This is a genomic window from Bernardetia sp. (assembly GCF_020630935.1).
Taxonomy (GTDB): domain Bacteria; phylum Bacteroidota; class Bacteroidia; order Cytophagales; family Bernardetiaceae; genus Bernardetia.
In genome coordinates this window covers 112,232-136,431 of the sequence record NZ_JAHDIG010000003.1, presented here as the reverse complement: position 1 = coordinate 136,431, position 24,200 = coordinate 112,232, and the positions used below count along the sequence as shown (strand labels likewise).

Sequence of the window (24,200 nt, the reverse complement as noted above, 5' to 3'; positions counted from 1 at the left end):
ACTACAAATTTAGAAATAAAATAGATGTAGAAATTATTTTTTTCACAAGCAGAATTCGTCAAAGCCTTTCTCAAAAAAATAATTCTTTTTCCTTTTCCTTTATAGTTTACCTTTGTGGAAATTTTTTATAAAACCTTTATATCATTTTGGAACAACTCATCGAATCTTTCCTTACTTACTTTTTTTCTCATAAACTAGAGCTTTTTGCTGCCCTTACAGGACTTATTTGTGTATGGCTAAATACTAGAAACAATCACTGGGGATGGTTTTTCGGAATTTTAAGTGTAGTTCCGTATATCTATATTTTTTTTAATGCTGGCTTGTATGGAGATTCTATCTTAAGTGCTTTTTATTTTGTTGTTAGTATTTGGGGTTGGTATCATTGGCTTTTTGGAGGAAAAAAGAAAGAGCCAGATACAGAAGATGCAAAAATCGAAAGCTCTGTTTTAGACAAAAATGTTGTAGAAGAATTAGATAACAATTTTTATAAGGAAGAAAACACTGAACTACCCATTACAAATATGCCTTTCAAATTTTGGATAGCAAGTTTGGTAATTGGAACGGCAGGTATTTTTGGATTTGGAGCTTGGTTCTCAACTTTAGAAAACGCTTCTGTTCCCTACCTAGATGCTTTTACCACCTCTTTTAGTGTAGTTGCACAGTTTCAACTTGCGAAACGCTGGGTTGAAAACTGGATTTTTTGGTTTATTATTGATATTATTTGTGTAGGACTTTACTACTATAAAGGACTTTATTTTACAACAGGGTTGTATGCTGTTTTCTTGGTTTTGGCTGCCCTAGGATATTTTGAGTGGAAAAAACAAATGGTTAGAAAATAAGAGTTATATGTAAAGACAATGCAAGCACTGTCTTTACATACTTAATTTTTATTACTTAAATTTCTTTGCCATTTCCCCAACCGTATCATTTGCATATACTCCATAAGCATTTACCAAAACACCTTTCAAATTATGCTTTTCAGAGCTGATAGCGTATAAGACAGATTCATCAGCAGGATTAGTTTCGCCTTCAAATCGGAACGTATCATCAATTTCAAATTCTTGTGGATAGACATGAATTTCTTTGCCTTCGTGAGTACAGACTAAACAGTCTTTATCTAGGTTGAAATCTGTCGTGTAACCTTTGTTTTTGAGTGCATTCATTGTTTCTGAAAGCGTATCTAATGTATGTAGAGGACTATTTGGGTCTGGGTTTGTATTAGTGTTTTGAAGCTCCTCTAATATTATTCTGTCTTGTTTTTTAGTATCCATAGTAAAAAATGTTTTAGTTGAAAAAGTGAGTATTTGTCGAACTCTTATTTATTAAATGATATTTACACTGTTTTTGTTTGTGAGATTTTGCCTTGTATGGAAAAAGTTCTAAAAAAATGTGTGTAAAAAAGATAGTTTTGGCATCTGATGACTAAATATTATACAATAATCATCAAAACTCTCTATTACAATGACTTTTTCTAAAAAAACATTTTTCATTCTCCTACTCTTTGTTCCTTTTATTTTTTCTTCTTGCAAATCTCACTCAAAGGCAAACCTTCCTACTATACAGCAGCAAAAAACAGGAAGTACAAATGAAAGCTACACAAGTGAGCGTTTGAATAGCTTAGAAATAAAGAAAAATCCTAAAACACCTAAAGAAAAACGTAAAATTCTTTATTCTGCTAATATGACTGTTGTTTCTCCATTGCCTGATAGCATTAATCCACAATTAGAACGTATTGCAGAAAAGTATGATGGTTATGTCGGTTATTTGAGTACTCGCCAAACTACTATTCGTGTAAAAAGTGAAGAATTTGAAAATGTAATTGAAGAAATTGAAAAACTAGGGAAAATTACACGAAAAGATATTATTGGAAACGACGTAACGGAACAGTATTGGGATGCTCAAATTAGATTAGACAATGCTATTGCCACAAGAAAACGCTATATTGAACTTTTACAAATGGCAAAAAATGTAGAAGAAGCTATTTTAGTAGAGCGAGAACTGGCACGAATTAGCCAAGATATAGACCTTTTGAAAGGACAAATCAATAAGCTAGACAACCTAGAAGAATTTGCCACCATCACTATTTCCATTAGAGAAAAAGCCAAACTAGGACTTTTAGGTTACGTTGGTGTAGGACTTTATAAAACTGTAAAGTGGTTTTTTGTAAGGAATTAAATTTTTATTGGTTATACTTTCTAAAATAATTATCAATATTTTTTAATAATTTGAAGTGTGTTTATCAAACACTTATACGACTTATCTATTTACTCTAAAAATATATTCTGATATAAAACTTAACTTTCAATATGAACCCTGCACAGTACATAGAACAAACCCATCTGAAACCCACCATTAATGATAGAGACATTGAAAAACTCATAGAAGAAGCTCTCAACTATAATTTTGTAGGAGTTTGTGTTCCTCCTTTTTGGGTAAAGAAAGTAAAACGAGACTTGCTCAAAACAGAAACTAAAGTAGTTACTGTAATTGGTTTTCCTTTGGGTTACAATCGAACAGAGACCAAAGTAAGAGAAGCCGAAGTTGCTCTCAAAGATGGTGCAGATGAACTTGATTTGGTTATTTCTATGACAGCTCTCAAGACAAATCCTTTTTGGGCAAAAGTAGAGATGGTACGATTAGCAGATTTGGCACACCAAGCCGAAAAAATGCTTAAAGTAATTATCGAAACGGCTTATTTATCGGAAGAAGAAATCAAAAAAACAGCTTTGCTTTGTGAAGAAGCAGGGGCAGATTTTGTCAAAACCTCCACAGGATTTGCAACAGCTAATTTTTCAGAGAAAAAAGATTTTTATGCAGGCGCAAAATTAGAAGATGTAAAACTAATACGAAGTACTGTTTCAGAAATGGTAGGTATAAAAGCTTCTGGAGGAATCAAAACATATCAGCAAGTGCAGGATTTTGTGAAGGCTGGTGCAGAGCGCATCGGCACGTCTTCTGGAGTAGAAATTATGCAAGAATATTTGAAAAATATTGAAAAAAAAGAAACTATCCTCTAAAATCTGAAAGCTAAAAATTTTCATGTTTTTTGGGATAGTGTCTAAAGTTTATCAGTACTGCCCTATTGGGCTAACCTAGGAAATAAGGTCAGCCTTGTAGAGCAGACCGAAAGTAATAGCTTTTATTTTTTTATCTTCTCTTTTTGAAAGGAGATTTTTTACGAGGCTTGCCTTTCGAATAACTTTTGGCAGAAGAAATTTTCCCTCTTCTATGGACTTCTCGTCTTATAAGTTTTTCATCTTCGTTGTAATAATACCATTTTCCGTTTTTAATATCTTTGTAGAATACTCCTTCTGCTAATATTTTTCCATTGGGATGGTAATATGTAGCAACACCCCATTTTTTGCCTAGTTTGTAATCAATTTCAGAAACTAGGTCGCCTTCTTTGCTATATTCTTTAGTAATGCCTTGTTGCTTTCCAAATGCATATTCTTCTTTCAAGTGAGTTTTTCCATTCGAAAAATAAGTTTCTCGCTTGCCGTGTAGTTTATCGTCTTTATAGTTTTCTTCTACTTTCTTTTTTCCATTAGAATAAAAATATTTCCACTCTCCTACTTTTTGCTCATTCTGAAATTCGATTTGCTTTTCCTTATTTCCATTGGCGTAATAATGTGTTTCTTTTCGGTCTTTGATAGTATTTCCAAAATCAATTTCTTTCAGAGGATTTCCATTTTCTCTATATATTTTAGAATAAAGTTGCTGCCCAGCACGGTATTTTACTTCTTGCTTGAGGTTTCCATTGTCAAAATAAAGAATGTTATCGCCATGTAATTGTCCATTTTTATACATTGCATCTTGTACCAAAACACTATCTCTTGTATATCTTCTAAAATAGCCATTCTTTTTGCCGTGTATATTTATGGTTTCCAGTTCTAAAATACCATTATCGTAATAACTTTTAAAATCGCCACTCATTTCTCCATCCAAATAGGTAGTTGTGGTACGCAAAACACCATTTTTATAAAATGTCTTTTCTTCTCCGTTGGGTTTATGATTTTTAAAAGTAATAGTTCTTTTTAGCTGACCATCTTCGTAATATTCTTCTACCAAGCCATCTATTTTATCTAGTTTGAAGGGTGTTTTGGCTTTTAGTTTTCCATTTGGATAAAATGTCTTGATTATTCCATCTAAATGGTCATTTACATAATTAGCTTCTTGAACGATTACTTGTTTTTCATTATAAACCTTCGCATTTCCGTTTCTCTTATCGTCTTTGCATTCGTATTCAGCCATCAGTCCACCTTCAAAGTAATATTCTTTGAAGATGCCATCTTTCTTTCCTTCTTTATATGAGCCTACCAGTTTTTCATTTCCATTAGGATAATATTCAATCGCTCTTCCCTGTATTTCTCCTTGTTTGAAGTTAGCAATAGATTTTAGTTCGCCTGTTACGTGGAAAAGTTTGTATTCGCCATCTACATTTGTACTATCGTCTCCAATAAAATAGTATTGCGCCTTCAAGACGGTTTGGTCAAGGTCGTAATAGGTGCGAGCTACTTTGCGCCCACTCTGATTTGCAGAAGTTAAACGCTCATTTTCAGCTGTTTGTGCAGAAGCTGAAAGCTGTCCGAAGACACTAAAAGGCACAACAAGTAAAACAAAGACAGTTAATAAATAAGGATATTTATTATTGATTTTCATAGATAGGTCGTTTATTGATTTCATAGTTGTCAGTTTCAGTAACTAAAACGCTTGACTGAATCGCTTATTGCAAACAAATTCTTGTGAAAAGTATTATTTTTCTGTAAAAAATGGGTAACTATATTATGTTCCAAAAATATACCAAGATGAGTGAAGTGAAAAATGATTTTTGTTTTTGTCTCATTTTGTCAATGAACTTGTTTAAGAATGGTTTTCTAGCGCAAGATTCCATCTTGTGCTTACCGTTTCGTCAGCATATGCTGACAAAAAAGTGCGTCCAAGCAGAATGCTTGAACGAGAAATAATAAATAAAATTTACTCTAAACTTCATTCAAGCTACTTTTTTACATTCTTAAACAACTTCAATAAAAATATAAAACACAAATTTGTTAGAAAATAGAATAAAAAATAGCTATTTTCGCCTAACAAAAACTTTAACAGCCGTATAAAAAATTCTTTATGCTTGACCGTAAGACAGCTCCTAAGTTTCAAGTTATTGAAGCTCACCAACTACCAGAAATAACGACTAAGAAATTAAAAAACAATATTTCATTACACCAACTGACTACCAAAAACCAACCTGTTTTGGGATTTCAGATGGCTTACGAAGCAGGAAAGTGTCAAGAGAGCAAAACAGGGCAAGCCTCAATAATGGGAAAAATGTTTTTAGAAGGCTCAAAAACTAAAACAGGAAAACAAATTGCTGACACAATTTCGTTTCATGGAGCATCTATAAATATTGATTCTGGAAATGATTTTACGATTGTTTCTTTTTATACATTAGGAAAGCATTTAGAAAGCCTTTTGCCACTTTTGAAAGAAGTTTTACAGTCTCCAACCTTCCCACAAGCAGAGTTAGACAACTTGAAAAACCGTTCGGTTCAAAATCTAAAAGTACAGCAAGAACGCACAGCCTACCAAGCCACGGTAAAGTTTAAGAAAGAAATTTTTAGTGCGTCTCATCCTTATTCAGCTTCGCCAAGCGAAGAAAATATTAGAGCTATTCAAAGGCAAGATATAATAGATTGTTATGAAAATAATATAAAATCTACTCCTTTTGAAGCCTATTTGGTGGGAGATATTGATGCTCATTCTGAAAAACTGATAACAGATTTTATTGAGAGCTTTGAAGTTAATAAAAATACAACTAAAGGAAATCTAGTAGAAACTCCTGCCAACCGAATTACCAAAATATACGAAGAAATAGAGGGTAGTGTACAGACTTCTATTCGAATAGGAAGAACACTTTTCAATCAAAAACACCCAGATTATACAGCTTTTAAAGTGATGAATATGATTTTGGGAGGATATTTTGGCTCAAGACTTATGCAAAATATTAGAGAAGACAAAGGCTATACGTATGGAATTTCTTCACGCCATTTGTCGATGAAAAACGGAGCATATTTCGTTATTGGAACAGATGTAAAGAAAGAAAACTATCAAGATGCTGTTGCTGAAATCTATAAAGAAATAGAACTTTTGAAAAATGAGCTAGTTTCAGAAGATGAATTAGACAATGTAAAAAATTATATGAGTGGAAACTTTTTGGGTTCACTTTCCACAGCTTTTGCTGTGATGGACAAAATTCAAGACGTTCATCTTTACGGTTTAGATGAAAATCATTACAACAATTATGTTTTGAACCTACGAAAAGTAACTCCAAAAGATATTCAAAAAGTTGCTCAAAAATATCTAATAGATTTGACAGAAGTTTGTGTCGGATAAATCTTAATCCGTTACGAATTAAGAATGAATCAATTACAAATTGATATAATACTCTACTTAATTATATATTAATTTTTTAGATAGCATTATTATTTATCAATTCATTTTTGATGGCTTTCTAATTCGTAATTAAATCATTCATAATTGATTATGAAATTCTATAAATACCAAGGAACAGGAAACGATTTTATTATGATAGACAATCGTAATAATTCTTTTTCTGACACTCAAAAAAAAGATAAAGATTTCATTGAAAGACTTTGCCATCGCCGTTTTGGAATTGGTGCTGACGGGCTGATTTTAATAGAAAAATCAAAAGAACCTAACGAAAAAGCAGATTTTGAAATGGTTTACTTCAACTCTGATGGTGCGCTGGGTTCGATGTGTGGCAATGGTGGGCGTTGTGCTGTGGCGTTTGCCTACCGTTTGGGGGTTTTTGAAGGCAAAGAAACCACTTTTTTAGCTTATGACGGACTTCACTTTGCAAAAGTAGCAAGTAAAGAAAATGAGGTTACAGAAGTAGAACTCCAAATGAGTGATATTTCAGAAGTTGAAACAAACCAAGATTTTTATTTTTTAGACACAGGTTCGCCTCATTTTGTTCGTTTTTTAGAAGGCGAAACTCTGCACAACTTCAAAAACTACCCAGTTTTTGAGGAGGGAAAAAAAGTCAGGTACAACGAAAGGTTTGAAAAAGAAGGTACAAATGTTAATTTTGTTGTAAAAAAGGTAGCTAATTCAGAAAAAAATAGCATTTTTGTAAGAACGTATGAACGTGGTGTAGAAGATGAAACACTCTCTTGTGGAACAGGCGTAACAGCTTGTGCGCTGTCGTATTCTCTTCATAGTGAAATGCTAGAAGGAGCTATATCAAGTCAGAAAAATCAAAATTTAATCAATGTAGAAACTTTAGGAGGAAATCTAAAAGTACGTTTTGATTATAAAAAAATATCAAATTCCGAACATAACTTTACCAATATTTTCCTCATTGGAGCTGCCACAGCAGTTTTTGAAGGAGAAATGTAGAAAAATATTTTTTATAAAAAATACAATTAAGAAAGTTAAGAGAAAACTGTCTTTTCATTCGTAATTAGTAATTAAATAATTCGTAATTCACAAAATATGAATATTCTATCTCAAAAAAGTAATTCTATTAAGCTCTTTGCAGCTTTGACTTTACTTTTTGCATTTTTTACAGCTTGTTCGTCTGTCTATCAGAAGGCAGAATCCGAATTTGATAGAGCAGCGTACAACAAAGCCATTACCCTCTATCAATCATATCTTGCAAAAAACCCAGCGAAGGCAGCTGAAGTCAATTACAAAATTGCAGAAGCCTATCGCCGTTCGAATCGTTTGGAAATGGCATTACCTTACTATGAAAAAGTTAAGGAAGCTGGAACAGACAAGCTCACAGCAGGCGACCGTGATACACTACGCTATTATACAGCAGAAGCCTTGAAAGTCAATAAAAAATATGATGAAGCAAAGGCACAGTTTGAAGATTATGCTAAGTTTGGCATCAATCAAAAACTCAAAACGTTAGCGCAAAGTGAAATTGAAAACTTAGAAAGTATCAACGAAATTGCAGAAGCAAACAAATATGTAACTGTTGTTCCTTGTGATGGTATCAATACAGAAAATTCTGATTTTGCACCTACCAAATGGATGAACAAACTGGTTTTTTCATCAGATAGAAGAAAAGAAGATATTTATGAAGGAACAGGACAAGGTTTTTACGACTTGTATCTCTTTGAAAATGAAAACGGCATTTCTGACACTACCAATGCTTGTATAGGCACAGTTAAACTTTGGGGAGGAGATGTTTTTAATAAAGCAGGAACACACGACGCTTCGGCTACCTTTTCTCCAGATGGAAAAATGGTAATTTTTGCTCGTAGTGGAAATGGCGATAAAAAAGGAGAATCAGATAAAGAAGTCAGTCTTTATACCTCATCTTTAAATAATGGGCTTTGGTCAGATGCACAGCCTTTGAAGTACGTAAATAGTAGCTATTGGGATGGAACACCACATATTTCTAAAGATGGCAAAACACTTTATTTTTCTTCTAACCGTGCTTCTAGCAAGGGAGGTTTGGATATTTATAAGGCAAGCTACAATGAAAGAGACAAAACGTGGTCAAATGTGCAGCGTTTGGGAGACGACATAAATACAGAAGGCAATGAAATGTTTCCTTATATCGATGAAAAAGGACGTTTCTTTTTTGCTTCGGATGGACAGGGTGGCTTAGGAGGCTTGGATATTTTTGTACAAGAAGAAATACCAAACCCAGAAGACACAGCTACAATGATTAAGAAAATTCGTAATGTAGGTGCGCCAATCAATAGTACTGGCGATGATTTTGGACTTACTTTTACAGAAAAAGACGATAAAGGAGGATATTTTACTTCAAAACGTCAAATAACAGAAACAGAGCCAATTGAAGAAGTAAATGATAATATTTATCGCTTCCATTTAGATTCTTTAGATATTCGTGAGGTGCGTTACGTACTTTGTGGAACAGTTGAAGGAGTGGATATGGTAGAAAATACTCGTGGTTTCCTTTCTGGAGTAGAGCTAGATTTAAACTTAGGGACAGACAAAATTGTAAAAGTTTCTACAGATGACAAAGGAACATTCTTGTTTGATACTTCACTTGTCATTGGAAAAATCTATGATATTGACGTGATGGCTTCTGGTTATTTACCAAAAGAAGATAATGCTTTCTCAACAGTTGGGCGTGGCTTAGATAAGAGCAAACTTACTCAAATGTACACTACAGTTTATTTTGATACGGCTTTCGTCTTGACAAAAGACTTCTTTGAAACAGGTGATGGAGAAGGAAAAGACATGCTTCCACCAGAAATTGAGATTTTATACGAATTAGATAAGGATAGACTTACTCCAGAAGCAAAAGCTAAACTAGATAACTTTGTAGTTTTCTTAAATGAATACTTAGAAATGTATCCAGAAGCAAAACTGATTATGGGTTCTCATACCGATTCAAGAGGTTCAAATGGATATAATCAACGTCTTTCTCAACGTCGTGCTAATTCAGCTGTAAAATATATCATTGAAAAAGGAATTTCTAAAGACAAAATCAAAGCAGTAGGTTATGGCGAAACTCGTTTGAAGATTCCTAGAGCTAAAAATGAAGAAGAGCATCAACTCAACCGTCGTACTACGGTAGAGGTAGTGAAATAGATGTATTATTTTATGTCAATTTTAAAAAGACACCTCATTGTTGAGATGTCTTTTTTGTTTTTACACTTTTCAAGTGAGGTTATACCAAAATAAAAGCTATTCTACCCTAATATTTTTGGTATGTTCTATGAGAATGACCTCATTTTCTACTTAGGGCAGCGCAATAAGGGCAGTACCGACATAGTGCATTTAATTTTTATTTTGGCATTACTTTACAACAATCTTTATTGTCTTTTTTCCTGTTGTTTCTCCTCTAAAGCTATTTGTAATAGTCAGCTTAGTTTTTCCTTTTTTCTTTGCTTCAAAAACATAGGTTTTGGTAGCTCGGTCGCCTCCTGTTTCTCCTTCTATCTGTACTGTATGATAGGCAAAATGAGCATCGACATTTTCTAAAACCTCCTCATTTTCTGAAGTAGTATATACCCACGCTCCCACAGAACCATGTACATCGGCTTGGTAATATATTTTTTGCCCTACTTCCAATATAATTTTATTGTCTTTGAGAGGTTCAATCTTTACCATTTCTTTTGTAGGTTCAAATTTTTTCGTTTTTTTCATTGCGTTAATAGCTTGCTTATTTTCTATAAGATTCAAGCTCAAAACCACCGTTTGATTACAAACTCTACCACTTCTTTTGGCAGGTATCCATTGATTTTCTCTTAGGTATTTTAATAAGATTTTATATAGTTTATCATCTTTCATTTGATGTAATGGATGTACTCTTACTTTACCATCTTTCAAAATTGTCAATTCAAGCGTAATATTACCAGCATAGTTTATATATCTAGAAATACCATTTCGTCTATTTTCAAAAATTAAATAGTGTTGTAGATTTTCAAAAAAGGTAGCAAAACCAATTTTAGGAAAAGCATCTTGATTAACAAAATCAAAAAACTCGGTTTCTATGGGTTCAATTTCTGGGACAGGAAAAGGGGCTTTACCTTGTAATCTATGTATAACCGAAATCAATGAATCTCTTTCCCACCTTGCTTCTTGTTCTAGTTTTTTATATTTATCTTCTGATTTTTTTGCATAATCAAAATAGGATTGTATTAATCGGTTTTCTCTCTGAGTAGGTCTTTGAGAAAGTGTGGAGATGAGGTAATGTGTTTGAAACCATTTTTTTGCTTGAAAGAGAAACTGTTTTTCATCAATTTGAAAAAAACCATTAGACAAATCATCATAATGTAAGGTAGAATAATAGAGGTTTTCTTTTCCCTTTCTAAAGATATATTCCTTACCATTATTTAATTCTAAAAATATGCTGAATATATTTTGATGGTTTGGGTAAAAAGCCTTGACTACAACACTATCATTTTTAGTTACTCTACTATATGATACTTCTAAATCTTTTTCATAGTAATAGTTGTATGAAGGTTTTGCATACACTTTTACGGAAAGTTTTTTATCTGTAAGAACAAAGTCATGATATTTTATAGGTAAAGTATCAAAGGAGTAATTAAAATGATTGACATAGAGTGTATCATCTAAATTTTTAAGTTTATCAACATCAAAACTTCCCAAGAAAGGCAAAGTACGTTTATATCTGTTTCCTATTTTGATGATAGTAGAGCTTTTTTCATATTCTAAATCTATAGAATCTGTTATATCATAAAGTTCTATTTCTACTTGATTTACTTGTGAAAAACAAATAACTGGAAACAGTAACATTAAGGTTATGTTAAGCACATTTTTACGCATATCTAGTTTTTTTATTCGAATTGTTTTTAATATTTTGTCTGCTAATGAAATTAAAGGAATTGCTTTTTTGTAGATTTAATTAGTAATAACTTATGCAAAACAAATATCACTAATTTCAGTAATTATGATGATTGTTTAAGTTGTATTCCATAAAATATATAAAAAGGCATTTCAACTTTACCAAAATCATTCTGTTAAAAACCACCACCTCTACTATATAAATAGACTGTATTTTACAAAAAAAACTTTTATATGTTACTTCTACACATTTTTTTATCTGCTCTTAGTAATAAACCTGTATTTGATTTGAGCAATTTAGAAACCTTAAACCAGCAAATCAATGACTTGAATCCTCCTCCAATTATTGTTTGGGCTGTTCCTGTGATGCTTTCCTTAGTTGCTTTAGAATATTTTTTAGAGCGAAGAGAAAAAAAAGAACATCAAGAAAAAAAAATCACCTACAACAAACACACATTTTTCCCCTCTGTTCTGATTGGCTTGGGAAATCTTATCTCTACAGCACTAGCTAAAGTTCTTACTTTTGGAGTGGTTTTGTTCTTTTTTAGTATCAGTCCATTTTATATAGAACCGTCTTGGTGGTCTTTTATCCCTTGCTTTATTGTATTAGATTTTTGTAGATATTGGGCGCATCGTATTGCACATCGCCAACGTTTTTGGTGGGCTACTCACGTTACACATCACTCTTCAGAAGACTATAATTTTACAGTTTCGTTTCGCCTTTCTTGGGTGCAGCAGCTTAAAGTGGTCTTTTTCCTGCCTGTGGCACTACTGGGTTTTCATCCTATAACATTTTTTATTTGTCATCAAGTAGCTGTTTTGTATCAGTTTTGGATTCATACCGAACAAATCAGAAAAATGCCAGCTTGGTTTGAGTATTTCTTTGTAACGCCATCTCATCATAGAGTACATCATGGAATAAATGAGCATTATATCGACAAAAACTATGGCTCTACTTTTATTATTTGGGATAAAATGTTTGGTAGCTTTCAGCCAGAAGAAGAGGAAGTTGTATATGGCATCACTACGCCAATTCATAGTACAAACCCTGTACGCCTAGTTTTTCATGAGTTTGTAGATATTGCCAAAGACTTAAAAAAAGTGCGTTCTCCAAAGCAGGCATTCAAAGTATTATTTAGCCCTCCTGGTACATATAATCCAGATGAAAAGTAATTTTTTATAGAATACTGGACATCAATAAATAGATACTTTCTATTCTGTGATTCATAGAACAGGGAAAAAATGCTGTTCGTTGGTATTTTAGCGTAACGATACCAACAATTTTTTATCTCATGTTCAGTCCTATATTTTTTTACTAAAAAAGAGCTTTAGATAACCATTGTCTAAAGCTCTTTTTTTGAGAGATTCTCTAATTTACTTTATTTCCACAATTTATACGAAAAACGAACATCAGCAGCAGGATATATCATTCCACTTTCAAAGTCCCAATCATATCCGTATCCTAAACCTAAATTCAGATTAAAAAAAAAACGTTTTCCCATAGGTCGCTGAATCCCCCAATGTACATCCCAAAGTGTAACATTATTGAGTTGATAAATGGATACATCATTAAATGTACTAGGACTTAATTCTCTTGAAGCGTATTTAAAGCGAAAACCAACATAGTTTCCACTATTATTCAATACAGATTTTCCTTTATCCCATCTTTTTTGTCTGTTGTAGTAGAGTTTGTATTTGGCTTGTAGAAAAAATGCTGGATTATTGAGTACCCAAGTATTTTCAAATTGGTTTTCAAAAATTGTATATCCACTTCCCAAGCCAGCTAAAACCTCAAAAGTAGATTTTTTAGATAGAGGTAGTTCTACCCCTAACCCAATGCCTTGAACTAAACCCACTTCTACCTTAGGAACAAATTTTAATGGAGGCAGAGAATCTGTTTCTCTCGTAGTTTGAGCTGCTAAAAAATGGGAGGAAAGGCAAAATAATGTAAGTAAAATAAAAATTGAAAAAAGATTTTTCATGGCAAAATTACGTTTAGTTTTGATTGTTTTTTCTAATTCAGAAGCTAGACGCAATTTGTATTTGTTTAGTTGCACAGCAGTTTATAATCTCTCAAAAACAAACCCTTTTTCAGAAAAATATTCTAAGTAACGAGGCAAAGTATAGAGCATGTTTTTTGCAGCTTTTATACTGTCGTGAAACGTAACAATAGAACCCGATTCAGTGCATTCAATAGACTTTTGAAGACATACTTTACGAGATAAAAATTTATCAAAATCACCTGTCAAGACATCCCACATCACAATCTGATATTCTGTCGATATTTTTTGAAACTGTTCTGGCGTAATTCTTCCATACGGTGGACGAAAAAGTGAGACCTGTTCAAACATGTCTAAATTGGAATATTCTTCTAAAATACTGGTTTTGCCCTTATTTATGTTTTCATAATACATTTCATTTTCAGTAGTCCAGCCATTTAGATGATTTTGCGTATGATTGCCGACAGAATGACCAGCCTCTACTACTTTTTTAAAAATATGAGGGTGTTTTTTTACATTATCCCCAATACAAAAAAAAGTTGCTTTTGCATCAAATTTTTCTAAAATAGAAAGTACATTTTCCGTGATTTCTGGAATGGGTCCATCATCAAACGTTAAATAAATAGTAGGCTTTTCGGTAGGCTTAAACCAAAGCAGATTTGGAAAAAGCCACCGAACAATTTTACCACTTTTATGAGGATAAGGTTTAAAACGCATTTTAATCAGTTATCAAGGTGAAACAGCATCTCTTGAGTTATTATTGTCTTTTAAGTCAAAAAATTCGTAATTCTTTCATAAAACTTTACTCTTCATCTTCAACAACCACTGTAACCGAAACCATAGAGGAAGTCATAAAAAGTCCAAGTACATTTTCACCTTTTATGTTAGTAATTGACAGGAGGAGGGCTAAAAAGTCCACCGTCATTGAAAACCACATCTACCAAATCATCATAATAATCATACGCCTCTTTGGTAATAGAGTATTGTTCCAAACGAACTGTATCGCCCAACTCATACGCATAAGGAAGCTGCAAACCATCTATATTTTCACCAACAGCATCATCTGCAGAATATAGTAAGTCACCTGCATTGTCATAAATTAATGTATCATTGACATAATTTCTCCAAAAATAATAGTCTCTTGTTTCTTGTGGTTCTTTCGCATAAAAAAACAAATAATACCCTTCATCTTGAAAGCGAGACTCTGGCACAAAACGAATTTGAACAGAATCTATATCAGTAGTTGGAAAAATTGTACTTTCAGACGTAAATGCTTCATTTTTATATTCAATACGTAAATTGTAAGTATTTCCCACAACACCTTTGTAATTAGAATCTTGAGGCAAATATAGTCCTGCTTCTTCACTACTTTCCAAAAAATCCATTTTATTTCCATTTTGGTCGGTAACAGAAACTATTGCACCAGAAACTTTGGGTTCTTCTGAAGGGTCGTAAAAGTCCAAGCTTTCCCCTAAGCGAACAAAAGAATATCCTTCTACATCTACCACTTCAGCCTCTACAATCAAGGCTGGGTCATCTTTCCCACGAAGTTCTAAATCAATAACTTCTTCACACGAAGAAAAAGCGATAATGATAAAAAGCAAAATATATGCTTTGTTTAAAAATGATATATTTTTAGCTACGCTGAGCTCATAAATTCGGTTCATAGTTTTTATTGAATTGTATTGTTGTTAAATATACAAGCAATGATTTTTTATAGCCATTGTCGGTGTCTCCACCGACAATTTATAGCTGCAAATTATTTTTTCTTTTTGTCAAATGAGAAGGTAAAGTTGTAGGTAATAGAAGGAATGATTCCAAAAAGTGTTGTCTTGACAGCTTCATATTCTCCTGTTCCTTCTTCGTTTTCATCTTGTTTTTCTCTGAAATAAATAGAAAAAGCATTTTTGCGATTATAGAAATTATAAATAGAAAAATTCCAACTTCCTTTCCAGTTTCTCCTGTGTTTGCCATCAATAGTGAGCGAAATATCGGCTCTGTGATAGTCTGGCAACCTATCTACATTTCTTGCTCCATCTTCATAATAATCTACAATCTGATTTCCTACTTTATATCTTCCGACAGGAAACGTAACAGCCACACCCGAAGTATAAATAAAATTACCTGCTAGTGTAACTCTAGGAGAAAACTGATGCGCCAAAACAATCGCTAAATTATGAGGACGGTCGTAACGAGGACTATACGCATTTCCTAAATTAATTTCATCTATTTGACGCTGTGTAGTGGAAAGTGTATAGCTTATCCAACCTGTTGTCTGTCCATAGTTTTTCTTTACATAAAACTCTAATCCATACGACCACGCATCTCCTGCTGCCAAAGCCTCCTCAATGTTGTCATTCAAGAGTAAGTCCTCTCCATCTCTAACATCAATTTGATTTTGCATAGATTTGTAGTATCCTTCTATGGATGCTTCCCACTTATTATCATCAAAATTACGAAAATAGCCTAAAGCAACTTGGTCGGAAAGCTGTGGTTCAATGTATTTATTGGTAGGAATCCAACGGTCGAAAGGAAGGGCTGCCGTATTTGGGGAAACCGTTTGTAAATACTGGCGAGTACGATTGTAGGATGCCTTTACAGACGATTTTTTATCGATAAGATAATTAATAGCCAAACGAGGCTCAAAACCTGCATAAAAACTGTATGATTCAAAACTATCATAACGAAGCGTATCTGTAATGTTTGCATCTGTTCGTGGCTGTCCTTCTGCATATTCATATTCCTCTGTTTTTCCTACATTTTGGAACATAGAAAAACGCAAACCGTATTGAAGGGTAAGTTTCTGCGCTATTTTCTGTTCATTTGCCACATAAAAAGCATTTTCAATGGCAAATTTATCACTAAGTTCAAAAGAATTGAAGATAGACTCGTCATTTTGAGGCTTAATTTCAGTTGGGTTGAAATGATGATAAATATTTTCCGTTCCGAACGTAATAAGGTTATTAGGATTTAGGAAATAATCAAAATCTAATTTGATAGAATAATCTGTGATACCAGACCTCCATGTAAAGTTTTGTGCACCATCATCTATATCAAATCCATAGTTAAATTGGCTATAAATAGCTGTTGTATTTAAAAACAATTTCTGATTGAAAATATGATTCCAACGCAGCGTAGCCGTTGAATTGCCCCAATTCAAGCCAAACCCTTCTCCAAATTTAAAAACATCTCTACCAAAATAACCCGATAAATAAATACGGTCTTTATCTGAAATTTCGTAGTTCGCTTTTGCATTAAAATCATAAAAATAAAGTTGATTTTGTCTGAGAGCTGTATCTCTAGCAAACCTCAAAAACTGGTCTGCATACGTTCTGCGTCCAGATAAAATGAACGAACTTTTATCATTGATAGGAGCTTCTACAGTCAAACGACTAGAAACTGTTCCTACACCACCCGAAGCAATAAACCTTTTATTGTTTCCATTTTTCATTCGAATATCGATAATAGACGACAAACGTCCTCCATATTGAGCAGGAATTCCTCCTTTGTAGAGCTTTACATCTTTGATAGCATCTGGATTAAATACTGAAAAAAAGCCCAAAAGGTGAGAAGCATTATAAACTGGGGCATCATCTAAAAGAATTAGATTTTGGTCGTTTGCACCACCACGCACAAAGAGTCCTCCTGTTCCTTCGCCAGCGCTCTGTACCCCTGGAAGCAAAGTAAGTGTACGCAATACATCAACTTCTCCTAAAAGAGCAGGTAACTTTTTAACTTGTTCTACCTCTAATACTTGTGTACTCATCTGTACTTCGGTTATGTTGGCATCTGCATCTCGTTCGGCTGTAACGACAACCTCTTTTAACTCACTCGCCTCACTCATTTCTACATTGAGCGTTATATCTTTTGTCAAATCAATTTCAAAAATTTGATTTTCAAATCCGATATAAGAGACCAAAATTCTGTATTTACCCTCTGAAAGCGTAAGGGAATAAAATCCATACTCGTTAGCAACTGCGCCAGTACCTGGCATTTTTTCTACCAAAACGGTTGCGCCAATAAGTTCTTCTCCACTAGCAGCATCTCTAATTTTTCCACTAAGGGTATAGCGATTTTCTTGAGCAAAGGCTGAAAAGGAGTAGAAAGTAGAAATAAAAAGTAGAATGGAAAAAACGCATAAAAAATGCGTGTAACTTCGTTTCATAAAATAGTTAAGTTGATAAAAGAAATTGATTTAGTGAATAAGTTATAATATTGTGTTGGAAGTTTGATATGCAAAGGTCGTATTTTCAAATTACTTGACGAATAATAAGTTTGCAATCCCTCATTTAGTTTACAAAAAAAACTAAGGTTTAACGTGCTTTAACTTCTTACTTATATTAGAGTAGGCTTTTCAAATACAAAATAGCAAACGGCGTAGTGAACCATAAAAATATTTGTCCTAAAATTAGAGCTACTCCGTATTTTTGTTCGAAAATATCATTCAATACAATTTCTCCTTTATTGACACGATACAAAACTCTAAATTGTGAATAAAGATTGACTAAAAATGCGATTCCTAATTGAGAATAAGTTAGCCAAGTAGTAGATTTAGCATCCAAGATTCCTAAGTAGGTTGTTACGAACGGATAGCAGCCCCAGTAGAGAAATCCACCCAAAATTAGAGGTGTGATTCCCAGTTCGTCGAAAGAAAAAAGCATCAATATAAAAATAGCTAACATCAGACAAATAGCATCAATTACTATTTTTTCTAAAACAAATTGAGTAAAAGACCCTTCTGTAAAGGCTTGATGCAGCGCAATAAGCAGAAAAACAGAACCTATTAGAAGTTGCTGAATGATTTGATGTTTGGTATTGTTTGATTTCGCATTTAGCAGTAAAGCTGAACTCATAATCTGATAAACCAGTAGAAAAAGCCAACCTATCAGAATAATTGAACCAGAAAATTCTCTATAATTCCAAAGCATTAGGATATATGCAGTCCAAGGCAAAAGACAAAGTAGTAAAATTTCTAATTGTAACAATATTTTTTTGATGCTCATTTTTGGCTGTTTGGATATAAATTTAATTAGCTCTCTATTTTTAAAGTACGAAATAATCTCTTTTAAGGAAAGAAAAGCCATCTAGCATTTTGTTAGTTTATCTACTTTGTCGTATTTTGTTTAAAAAAACTATTCTAGCTGCTTAAAATTCAAAAAACACAGTGTTTTTCCTTCCTCCAAATCTAAAAAAAGGAATTTATTTTCTAATCCTGCTACAATTATACTTAGTTGGATTTGGTGTTGATAATGCTTTCTGTCAAAATAAAATAGATAGCTTGCTGCACGAGATAAAAAACTATTCTCAAAATAGAAGCAGAAGCAATATTGTTCCGATTGCATTACTTTCTGAGCTTTCCAATGAGTATCTTCATTCTGACCCAATAAAAGCTAAAGAATACGCTCATAAGGCATTAGATTTAGCAGAACAACAAAAAAATAATACAGCTAAAATTCTTGCTCTGAGCAGTTTAGGGAGTTCGTATGAAATACGTGGAAAATATGATTCTGCCCTTACTTATTTCGAAGAAGCCTATCGATTAGTAAAAAAGACAAATAACCAAACTATTCAAAGAGGCGTTGTTTTGGAAAAAATAGGTGTAATCTACAAATATAAAGGCAAATACGATCAGGCAATAAACTACTTACTGAAAGGACTAGAAATAGCAGAAAAACTAGAAGATGATAAGTTACAAGGAAATATTCTCAATAGCATAGGAAATGTCTTTACAACAAAGGAACAACCTCTCAAAGCCTTAGAATATTATGAAAAATCTTTAGTTTATAAGAAAAAAGCAGGAAACAAGCGTGCCATTTCAAACTCAATGGGCAACATTGCCATTATCCACCAACAATTAGGAAATTATAGCAAGTCTATTCAAATTTTCAAAGAAGTATTAGAAATAAAGCAAGAAATTGGGGATAAAGAAGGAGAGGCTGGCGTTTATTTTGGAATGGCTCAACTCTACGACTCACAAGGAAAATACAAGCGAGCTTTAGAAGAATTTAAAAAAGCTGCCAAAATCGACGAAGAGTTAGATTACAAATATGTTTTGGCTGATGATTATAGACAGATGGGGATGATGTATTCAAAACTAGGAAATAATACATTGGCTATTTTTTATGTAAAGAAAGCTGTCAAGATAGCACAAGAAGTTAATTCAAATCAGATTCTATTACAGGTTTATAATACGCTTACAGATATTTATGAAAAGAAGAAAGATTATCAAAATGCTTTTGAAGCATTGAGAAAGTCACATCAATACAACGATAGCATTTTTACAGAGCAAAAAGAAAAACAAATCACAGAAATCAATACTAAATACGAAACCGATAAAAAAGACAAAGAAAACCAACTTCTGTTAGCTCAAAATAAATTACAAGAGCAAGAATTAGGCACACAAAAAAGCCTTATTGGGGGAGCTATTTTTATAATTTTCATATTTTTTGGTTTGGCAATAGTTCTTAATCGTCAGCGTATGGCAAAAAATAAAGCCAATATTTTACTTCTTCAAAAAAATAAAGAAGTAGAACAACAAAAAGAAGAAATAGAAATCAAAACAGAATACGCCAACAAGCTCAATGAGGAAATACAAAGCACGTTAGACATTGTCAATGAGCAAAACCACAACATTACCTCTAGTATAAAATATGCCAAGCGCATTCAAGATGCTATTCTGCCCACACGAAAAGAAATGCAACAATCTTTAGGAGATGACTTTTTTGTCTTGTACAAACCAAAAGATATTGTGAGTGGTGATTTTTATTTTGTAAAAGAAATAGAAAATACTACGATTGTTTGTGTGGCAGACTGCACAGGACATGGCGTTTCGGGAGCATTTATGTCAATGTTGGGTATAGAATCTCTACACAAAATCACGAATCAGAATATTACTTCTCCCTCTCAAATTTTGGCTAATCTTCATATTCAAATCAATAACCTTCTTCATCAAGACGATACGAAAGACCAAGATGGAATGGATGCTGTGGTACTGGCTTTTAGAAAAGAAAATAACAAGTTCGTTTCTGTAGATTATGCAGGAGCAATGAATCCTTTGTACTATTTTCAAAATGAGAAGCTCAAAACCATTAAGGCAACTAAAAAATCGGTTGGAGGAACGATTTATGTCAAGAAAGAAGAGGCAGCCTCAACTTCAAGTCCTGTTTTTCAAAACCATACAATTCCACTCCTAAACGAAAATAAAAATACGATTCCAACACAATTTTATCTTTCTAGTGATGGTTACCAAGACCAGTTTGGAGGAAAAAAAGGTAAAAAGCTAATGACAAAAAACTTTAGAAATCTACTACAAATATTAGCTTCCAAGCCTGTTTCAGAACAAAAACAGATGTTAGAAAATCATTTTGAAGATTGGAGAGGCAAATATGAGCAAGTGGATGATGTTGCTGTAATGGGAATAAAAATTGTCTAAAAAATTATGCTCAACCACAACGGAAAAGTTTATACAGATAAAAACACACTTCTTTTTTCTGCTCAAAACAGAGCTTTCTCATATTCTGATGCGTTCTTTGAAACGATACGAGTAATCAAGAAAAATTCAGAAAACTATCATATTCCTTTGTGGAATTATCATTTCAACAGGCTTTCAAAGGGAATGCAAGCATTTGGGTATGATAAAATAGAAAGTGATGTTCTAAAAAATGAAATTCTGAAAACAGCCATTGCTTCAAAAAATAAAGATACAGAAACTGATTTTAAAACTCGGCTAACCGTTTTTAGAAGTGAGGGAGGACTTTATACACCTACAAATACAAAATCAGAATTTGTTATTGTCTTGACAGAAATCCCAAAGCTGACAACAAACTTATCTCTTCCTATCAATAAAAAATATGTCTTTTTTGATGACTTACCTCTTTTTCCTTCTCGTTTTTCGTCTTTCAAAAAAGCTAGTGCATTATCTTATATTTTGGCTGGAAAATACAGAAAAGAACATCAAGCTGATGAAGTTTTTTTATTGAATGATAAAGGCAGAATTGCAGAGGCAGGAGCAGCCAATGTTTTTATTTTAGACAAATCAAATAAAAATCAGTTACATTTTATCACTCCTCCAGCTTCGGAAGGTGGTGTTATGGGAACGTTGCGAAATTATTTGTTAGACCACCAAGAAAATTTTGATATACGAGTTGAGGAAAAACCTATTACAAAACAACAACTTGAAAGCTCAGAAATTATTTTTACCACAAATGCTGTTCAGTCTGTACAGCTCATTAAAGTTTTGAAAAATGAGCAGTTGGAAAGAATGAAGATTTTTGTTGAGAAGGTTAATCAAATATTTAGATAAAAACAGAAAACAAATAATATAGATTTTATGGGTTTGTTGTTTGTATTCCTCCAAAAAAGCTACTCAATGCCAACCAAGTTAGATAAATAGTGCCTGCTACAAAGCCTGCAAGCAAAACAAGGAAGCCTATCGCTACAAACCAAACTACATACTTGCTAGATTCCTTGTGATTTCCAGAAGTATAATAATCTTTCAAAATATCTACATTTTTTCGGTTAGCTTTATACGCCACATCAAGAAAATCGCCTAAGAAGGGAAAAAGTCCGATAAGATAATCAAAGGTTATATTTCCTAAAATTTTCATCAATACAGACAAACTTACGCCGTGTCTCACAATCGCCACTACCATTGAAGCAGAAATAGCAAAACTTACAAAGTCGCCTGCCATTGGAAGAAGTCCGATAAGTGGGTCAAGACCAAAACGAACATTTGTCGCTGGAATTTTAAAAACATCATCTAAAACGGTTGAGGTTTTGTCTATCCATTGTAGTTCTTTGGGAAGTTCTTTTTTTGTTTCTAGTTTCATAGTTTGGTGAAATAGTGGTATAGATGCTGATTTGATAATACGAACAAAACAACAATTTGTTTTCTACTTCTAATTAGAGTACTGGACACGAGATAAAAAGTTGTTGGTGTCGCTATGTTAAAATACCAACTAACGGTATTTTCCCCTGTTCTGTGACACACAGAACAGCAACTATCTGTTCATTTCCAGTTAATAACTCTCAATTTCTTTTTCCTTATGTTTTTCCATCAAATAACCATAAGGTTCTAAGCCATTTGTATGCGAAAAGATAACTCTCAAAACACCAGCCACAGGCAATGCAATAATAGCTCCTACAATTCCCCAAAGGGCTGAAAAAACAACTACACTAAAAATAGTCATAAAAGGGTTGAGTTCTATTTCATCTCCAATAATCCAAGGAGTTAGAACGTAACTTTCAAAGACTTGAGCTATTGCCACAACGGAAAACACAATAATTCCTGCTGTAAAACCTGAATAAAGTGAAGCCAAGATAATAGCAGCTCCACCTCCAACAAGATTTCCCACATAAGGAATAATAGAAAAAAAGGCTGCAAACAAAGCTAGAAAAAGAGCATACGGTACGCTTCCAATCAAAAAACCAAGATAATACATTATAAAAAGTAAAATCATAACCTTTCCTTTTCCTAGTAGATAATGACTTACTGTTTTTCCAGATTCTTTTATAATTTTCCTCATAACACCAGTATCTTTTTCAGCAATTTTATAGAAAAAATTGTGTAGCATTTTCTTCTGTGCCAGCATCAAAACGATATAAATAAGAATGATAAAAGATTGTGAAGATAATGTAGCTAAAGAAACTGCCATTTTTTTTAGATAGCTCTTTATTTGCTCTTTCAACGATTCTGAATTTGAAGCCATTCTAACAGGATTGAAACCCAAATTTTGCTTTGACCAGTTTTCTATCTTTTCTATTTTTTCCGTAGATTTTTGCTGAATTTTATCCCAGTCTTCTGAAATATTTTCTACTCTTTCTACTACAAGCCCACCAATAGACAAACAGATAGAAAGCAACAAAAGCATAGAACAAAGAATAGCCAGCCATTTGGGAAACTTCCACTTTTTCATAAAAAACTCATTAGGCTTGTCTAAAACTGTAGCCAAAATGATAGCTAGGAAAAGAGGCAACAAAACAGAAGATGCAAAATACAAAACTATTGTTATCAGAATAACACTTAGAAGTACTTTTAAAAAGTGATGTGATGAGACGGTAAGTTTTAAAGAATTAGAACCTTTAGAAGAATTTGAATTATCAGTCATAGCAAAAAATATTTTCTATTTGAAAAAACTATACTGACTAATAATAATAACAAAGCAGATTTTGTTTTATTTTTTCTATATGATATTTTATTCTCTCAGCTTACTTGCCAACCTTACTTAGTTTTCCATCTCTGAATTGTAATTTAAAAAGACTTTTTTCTACTTCAAAACTACCATAAAAAGGAGATGATTCGGTGCTTAACTGTGTTGGAAACCATTCTTTCTTGATTTCATTGTTTACTAAGAGGAATAAACCTTCTTGTGTTCCGTTTGTCCCAAAACGTTCAAAATCACCTTTCCAAAACTTTGAACCTATTTCAGTTTCCAAAAATGTATTCGTAATTGCAATATCTTGTGTTGGAGTTCCTATTTCATTCAGACACAAAATAGTAGAAACATCAAATTCTTTATTTACTGTTTGGTTTTCTAAATCATAACGAACAATAAATTCAGCGATATTTCCAACACCATCGTAAAAATACACAGAATCAGCATTCCAACTTTCAAAATTTTGAATTATTCTATCGCCCTCAATTTTTATAATATTCAACCTAGAATCTAGCCACTTTATAGCAAATTCTAGTTGGTTAGAAGGAATCAAAAAACAGTAGTGATAGATATGTTTCTGCTCACTTTTTCGGAAAGTTATCGTTGAAAACCCTGCTTGAAAGGTAAACTGCTTGCTATCTTCTTCTGTAATTTGAAAACCTAATACATTTTTATAAAAATGAAGTTGCTCCGTAAGCTGATTGGTAAATAGTGTAATTTCTCTGATTCTCATGATATATTA

The 24,200-nt window shown here is 32.9% G+C and carries 20 protein-coding genes; 9 read left to right on the top strand and 11 right to left on the bottom strand.

What is annotated here, in order from left to right:
* The first annotated feature begins 146 nt into the window (after positions 1–146).
* Complete coding sequence (gene pnuC / locus QZ659_RS01850; protein ID WP_291721020.1) at positions 147–839, top strand: nicotinamide riboside transporter PnuC; 693 nt, start codon at positions 147–149, stop codon at positions 837–839.
* Positions 840–890: 51 nt separating this feature from the next.
* On the opposite strand, the gene QZ659_RS01845 is transcribed toward pnuC, so the two are convergent.
* A complete protein-coding gene (locus QZ659_RS01845; RefSeq protein WP_291721017.1) occupies positions 891–1,271 on the bottom strand; it encodes a phosphoribosylpyrophosphate synthetase in 381 nt (126 codons plus the stop codon).
* 190 nt (positions 1,272–1,461) lie between these two features.
* Here QZ659_RS01845 and QZ659_RS01840 point away from each other — a divergent pair, with 190 nt between their 5' ends.
* Both QZ659_RS01840 and deoC read left to right on the top strand, forming a co-directional pair.
* Positions 1,462–2,175, top strand: coding sequence for a DUF4349 domain-containing protein (locus QZ659_RS01840; protein ID WP_291721014.1), 714 nt, complete (start codon positions 1,462–1,464; stop codon positions 2,173–2,175).
* A 131-nt stretch (positions 2,176–2,306) separates the two neighbouring features.
* Positions 2,307–3,017, top strand: a complete 711-nt coding sequence (gene deoC / locus QZ659_RS01835; RefSeq protein ID WP_291721010.1) for a deoxyribose-phosphate aldolase — start codon at positions 2,307–2,309, stop codon at positions 3,015–3,017.
* A gap of 130 nt (positions 3,018–3,147) precedes the next feature.
* Here deoC and QZ659_RS01830 read toward each other — a convergent pair whose 3' ends face one another.
* Positions 3,148–4,683 carry a toxin-antitoxin system YwqK family antitoxin gene (locus QZ659_RS01830; protein WP_291721007.1) on the bottom strand — a complete coding sequence of 512 codons (1,536 nt, stop codon included), beginning with the start codon at positions 4,681–4,683 and terminating at the stop codon, positions 3,148–3,150.
* 435 nt (positions 4,684–5,118) lie between these two features.
* On the opposite strand from QZ659_RS01830, the gene QZ659_RS01825 reads away from it, so the two are divergent.
* The 3 genes from QZ659_RS01825 to QZ659_RS01815 all read left to right on the top strand — a co-directional run bounded on the left by QZ659_RS01825 (position 5,119) and on the right by QZ659_RS01815 (position 9,585).
* A complete protein-coding gene (locus tag QZ659_RS01825) occupies positions 5,119–6,384 on the top strand; it encodes a M16 family metallopeptidase (protein ID WP_291721005.1) in 1,266 nt (421 codons plus the stop codon).
* Positions 6,385–6,534: 150 nt separating this feature from the next.
* Positions 6,535–7,410 (top strand): diaminopimelate epimerase, encoded by an 876-nt coding sequence (gene dapF / locus QZ659_RS01820; RefSeq protein WP_291721002.1) that lies wholly within the window; start codon positions 6,535–6,537, stop codon positions 7,408–7,410.
* A 96-nt stretch (positions 7,411–7,506) separates the two neighbouring features.
* On the top strand, positions 7,507–9,585 hold the full coding sequence (locus QZ659_RS01815) for an OmpA family protein (protein WP_291720999.1): 2,079 nt from the start codon (positions 7,507–7,509) through the stop codon (positions 9,583–9,585).
* A 207-nt stretch (positions 9,586–9,792) separates the two neighbouring features.
* On the opposite strand, the gene QZ659_RS01810 is transcribed toward QZ659_RS01815, so the two are convergent.
* Positions 9,793–11,256: a hypothetical protein gene (locus QZ659_RS01810; RefSeq protein ID WP_291720996.1), complete on the bottom strand. Its 1,464-nt coding sequence runs from the start codon at positions 11,254–11,256 to the stop codon at positions 9,793–9,795.
* A 282-nt stretch (positions 11,257–11,538) separates the two neighbouring features.
* Here QZ659_RS01810 and QZ659_RS01805 point away from each other — a divergent pair, with 282 nt between their 5' ends.
* Positions 11,539–12,477: a sterol desaturase family protein gene (locus QZ659_RS01805; RefSeq protein ID WP_291720992.1), complete on the top strand. Its 939-nt coding sequence runs from the start codon at positions 11,539–11,541 to the stop codon at positions 12,475–12,477.
* A 206-nt stretch (positions 12,478–12,683) separates the two neighbouring features.
* On the opposite strand, the gene QZ659_RS01800 is transcribed toward QZ659_RS01805, so the two are convergent.
* The 5 genes from QZ659_RS01800 to QZ659_RS01780 form a co-directional block, all read right to left on the bottom strand.
* Positions 12,684–13,286: a hypothetical protein gene (locus tag QZ659_RS01800; protein WP_291720990.1), complete on the bottom strand. Its 603-nt coding sequence runs from the start codon at positions 13,284–13,286 to the stop codon at positions 12,684–12,686.
* 81 nt (positions 13,287–13,367) lie between these two features.
* Positions 13,368–14,021: a polysaccharide deacetylase family protein gene (locus QZ659_RS01795; protein ID WP_291720988.1), complete on the bottom strand. Its 654-nt coding sequence runs from the start codon at positions 14,019–14,021 to the stop codon at positions 13,368–13,370.
* 167 nt (positions 14,022–14,188) lie between these two features.
* On the bottom strand, positions 14,189–14,971 hold the full coding sequence (locus QZ659_RS01790; RefSeq protein WP_291720985.1) for a DUF4249 domain-containing protein: 783 nt from the start codon (positions 14,969–14,971) through the stop codon (positions 14,189–14,191).
* A 92-nt stretch (positions 14,972–15,063) separates the two neighbouring features.
* Complete coding sequence (locus QZ659_RS01785) at positions 15,064–17,469, bottom strand: TonB-dependent receptor (protein ID WP_291720982.1); 2,406 nt, start codon at positions 17,467–17,469, stop codon at positions 15,064–15,066.
* Positions 17,470–17,644: 175 nt separating this feature from the next.
* Positions 17,645–18,307, bottom strand: a complete 663-nt coding sequence (locus QZ659_RS01780; RefSeq protein ID WP_291720979.1) for a hypothetical protein — start codon at positions 18,305–18,307, stop codon at positions 17,645–17,647.
* A gap of 161 nt (positions 18,308–18,468) precedes the next feature.
* Here QZ659_RS01780 and QZ659_RS01775 point away from each other — a divergent pair, with 161 nt between their 5' ends.
* Complete coding sequence (locus QZ659_RS01775; protein WP_291720976.1) at positions 18,469–20,736, top strand: tetratricopeptide repeat protein; 2,268 nt, start codon at positions 18,469–18,471, stop codon at positions 20,734–20,736.
* A 6-nt stretch (positions 20,737–20,742) separates the two neighbouring features.
* Complete coding sequence (locus QZ659_RS01770) at positions 20,743–21,606, top strand: aminotransferase class IV (protein WP_291720973.1); 864 nt, start codon at positions 20,743–20,745, stop codon at positions 21,604–21,606.
* A gap of 25 nt (positions 21,607–21,631) precedes the next feature.
* Here QZ659_RS01770 and QZ659_RS01765 read toward each other — a convergent pair whose 3' ends face one another.
* The 3 genes from QZ659_RS01765 to QZ659_RS01755 form a co-directional block, all read right to left on the bottom strand.
* On the bottom strand, positions 21,632–22,132 hold the full coding sequence (locus QZ659_RS01765; protein ID WP_291720970.1) for a DUF4112 domain-containing protein: 501 nt from the start codon (positions 22,130–22,132) through the stop codon (positions 21,632–21,634).
* A 189-nt stretch (positions 22,133–22,321) separates the two neighbouring features.
* Positions 22,322–23,410: an AI-2E family transporter gene (locus tag QZ659_RS01760; RefSeq protein WP_291720967.1), complete on the bottom strand. Its 1,089-nt coding sequence runs from the start codon at positions 23,408–23,410 to the stop codon at positions 22,322–22,324.
* Between the two features lie 100 nt (positions 23,411–23,510).
* Positions 23,511–24,191 (bottom strand): VOC family protein, encoded by a 681-nt coding sequence (locus QZ659_RS01755; RefSeq protein ID WP_291720964.1) that lies wholly within the window; start codon positions 24,189–24,191, stop codon positions 23,511–23,513.
* Positions 24,192–24,200: the final 9 nt, after the last annotated feature.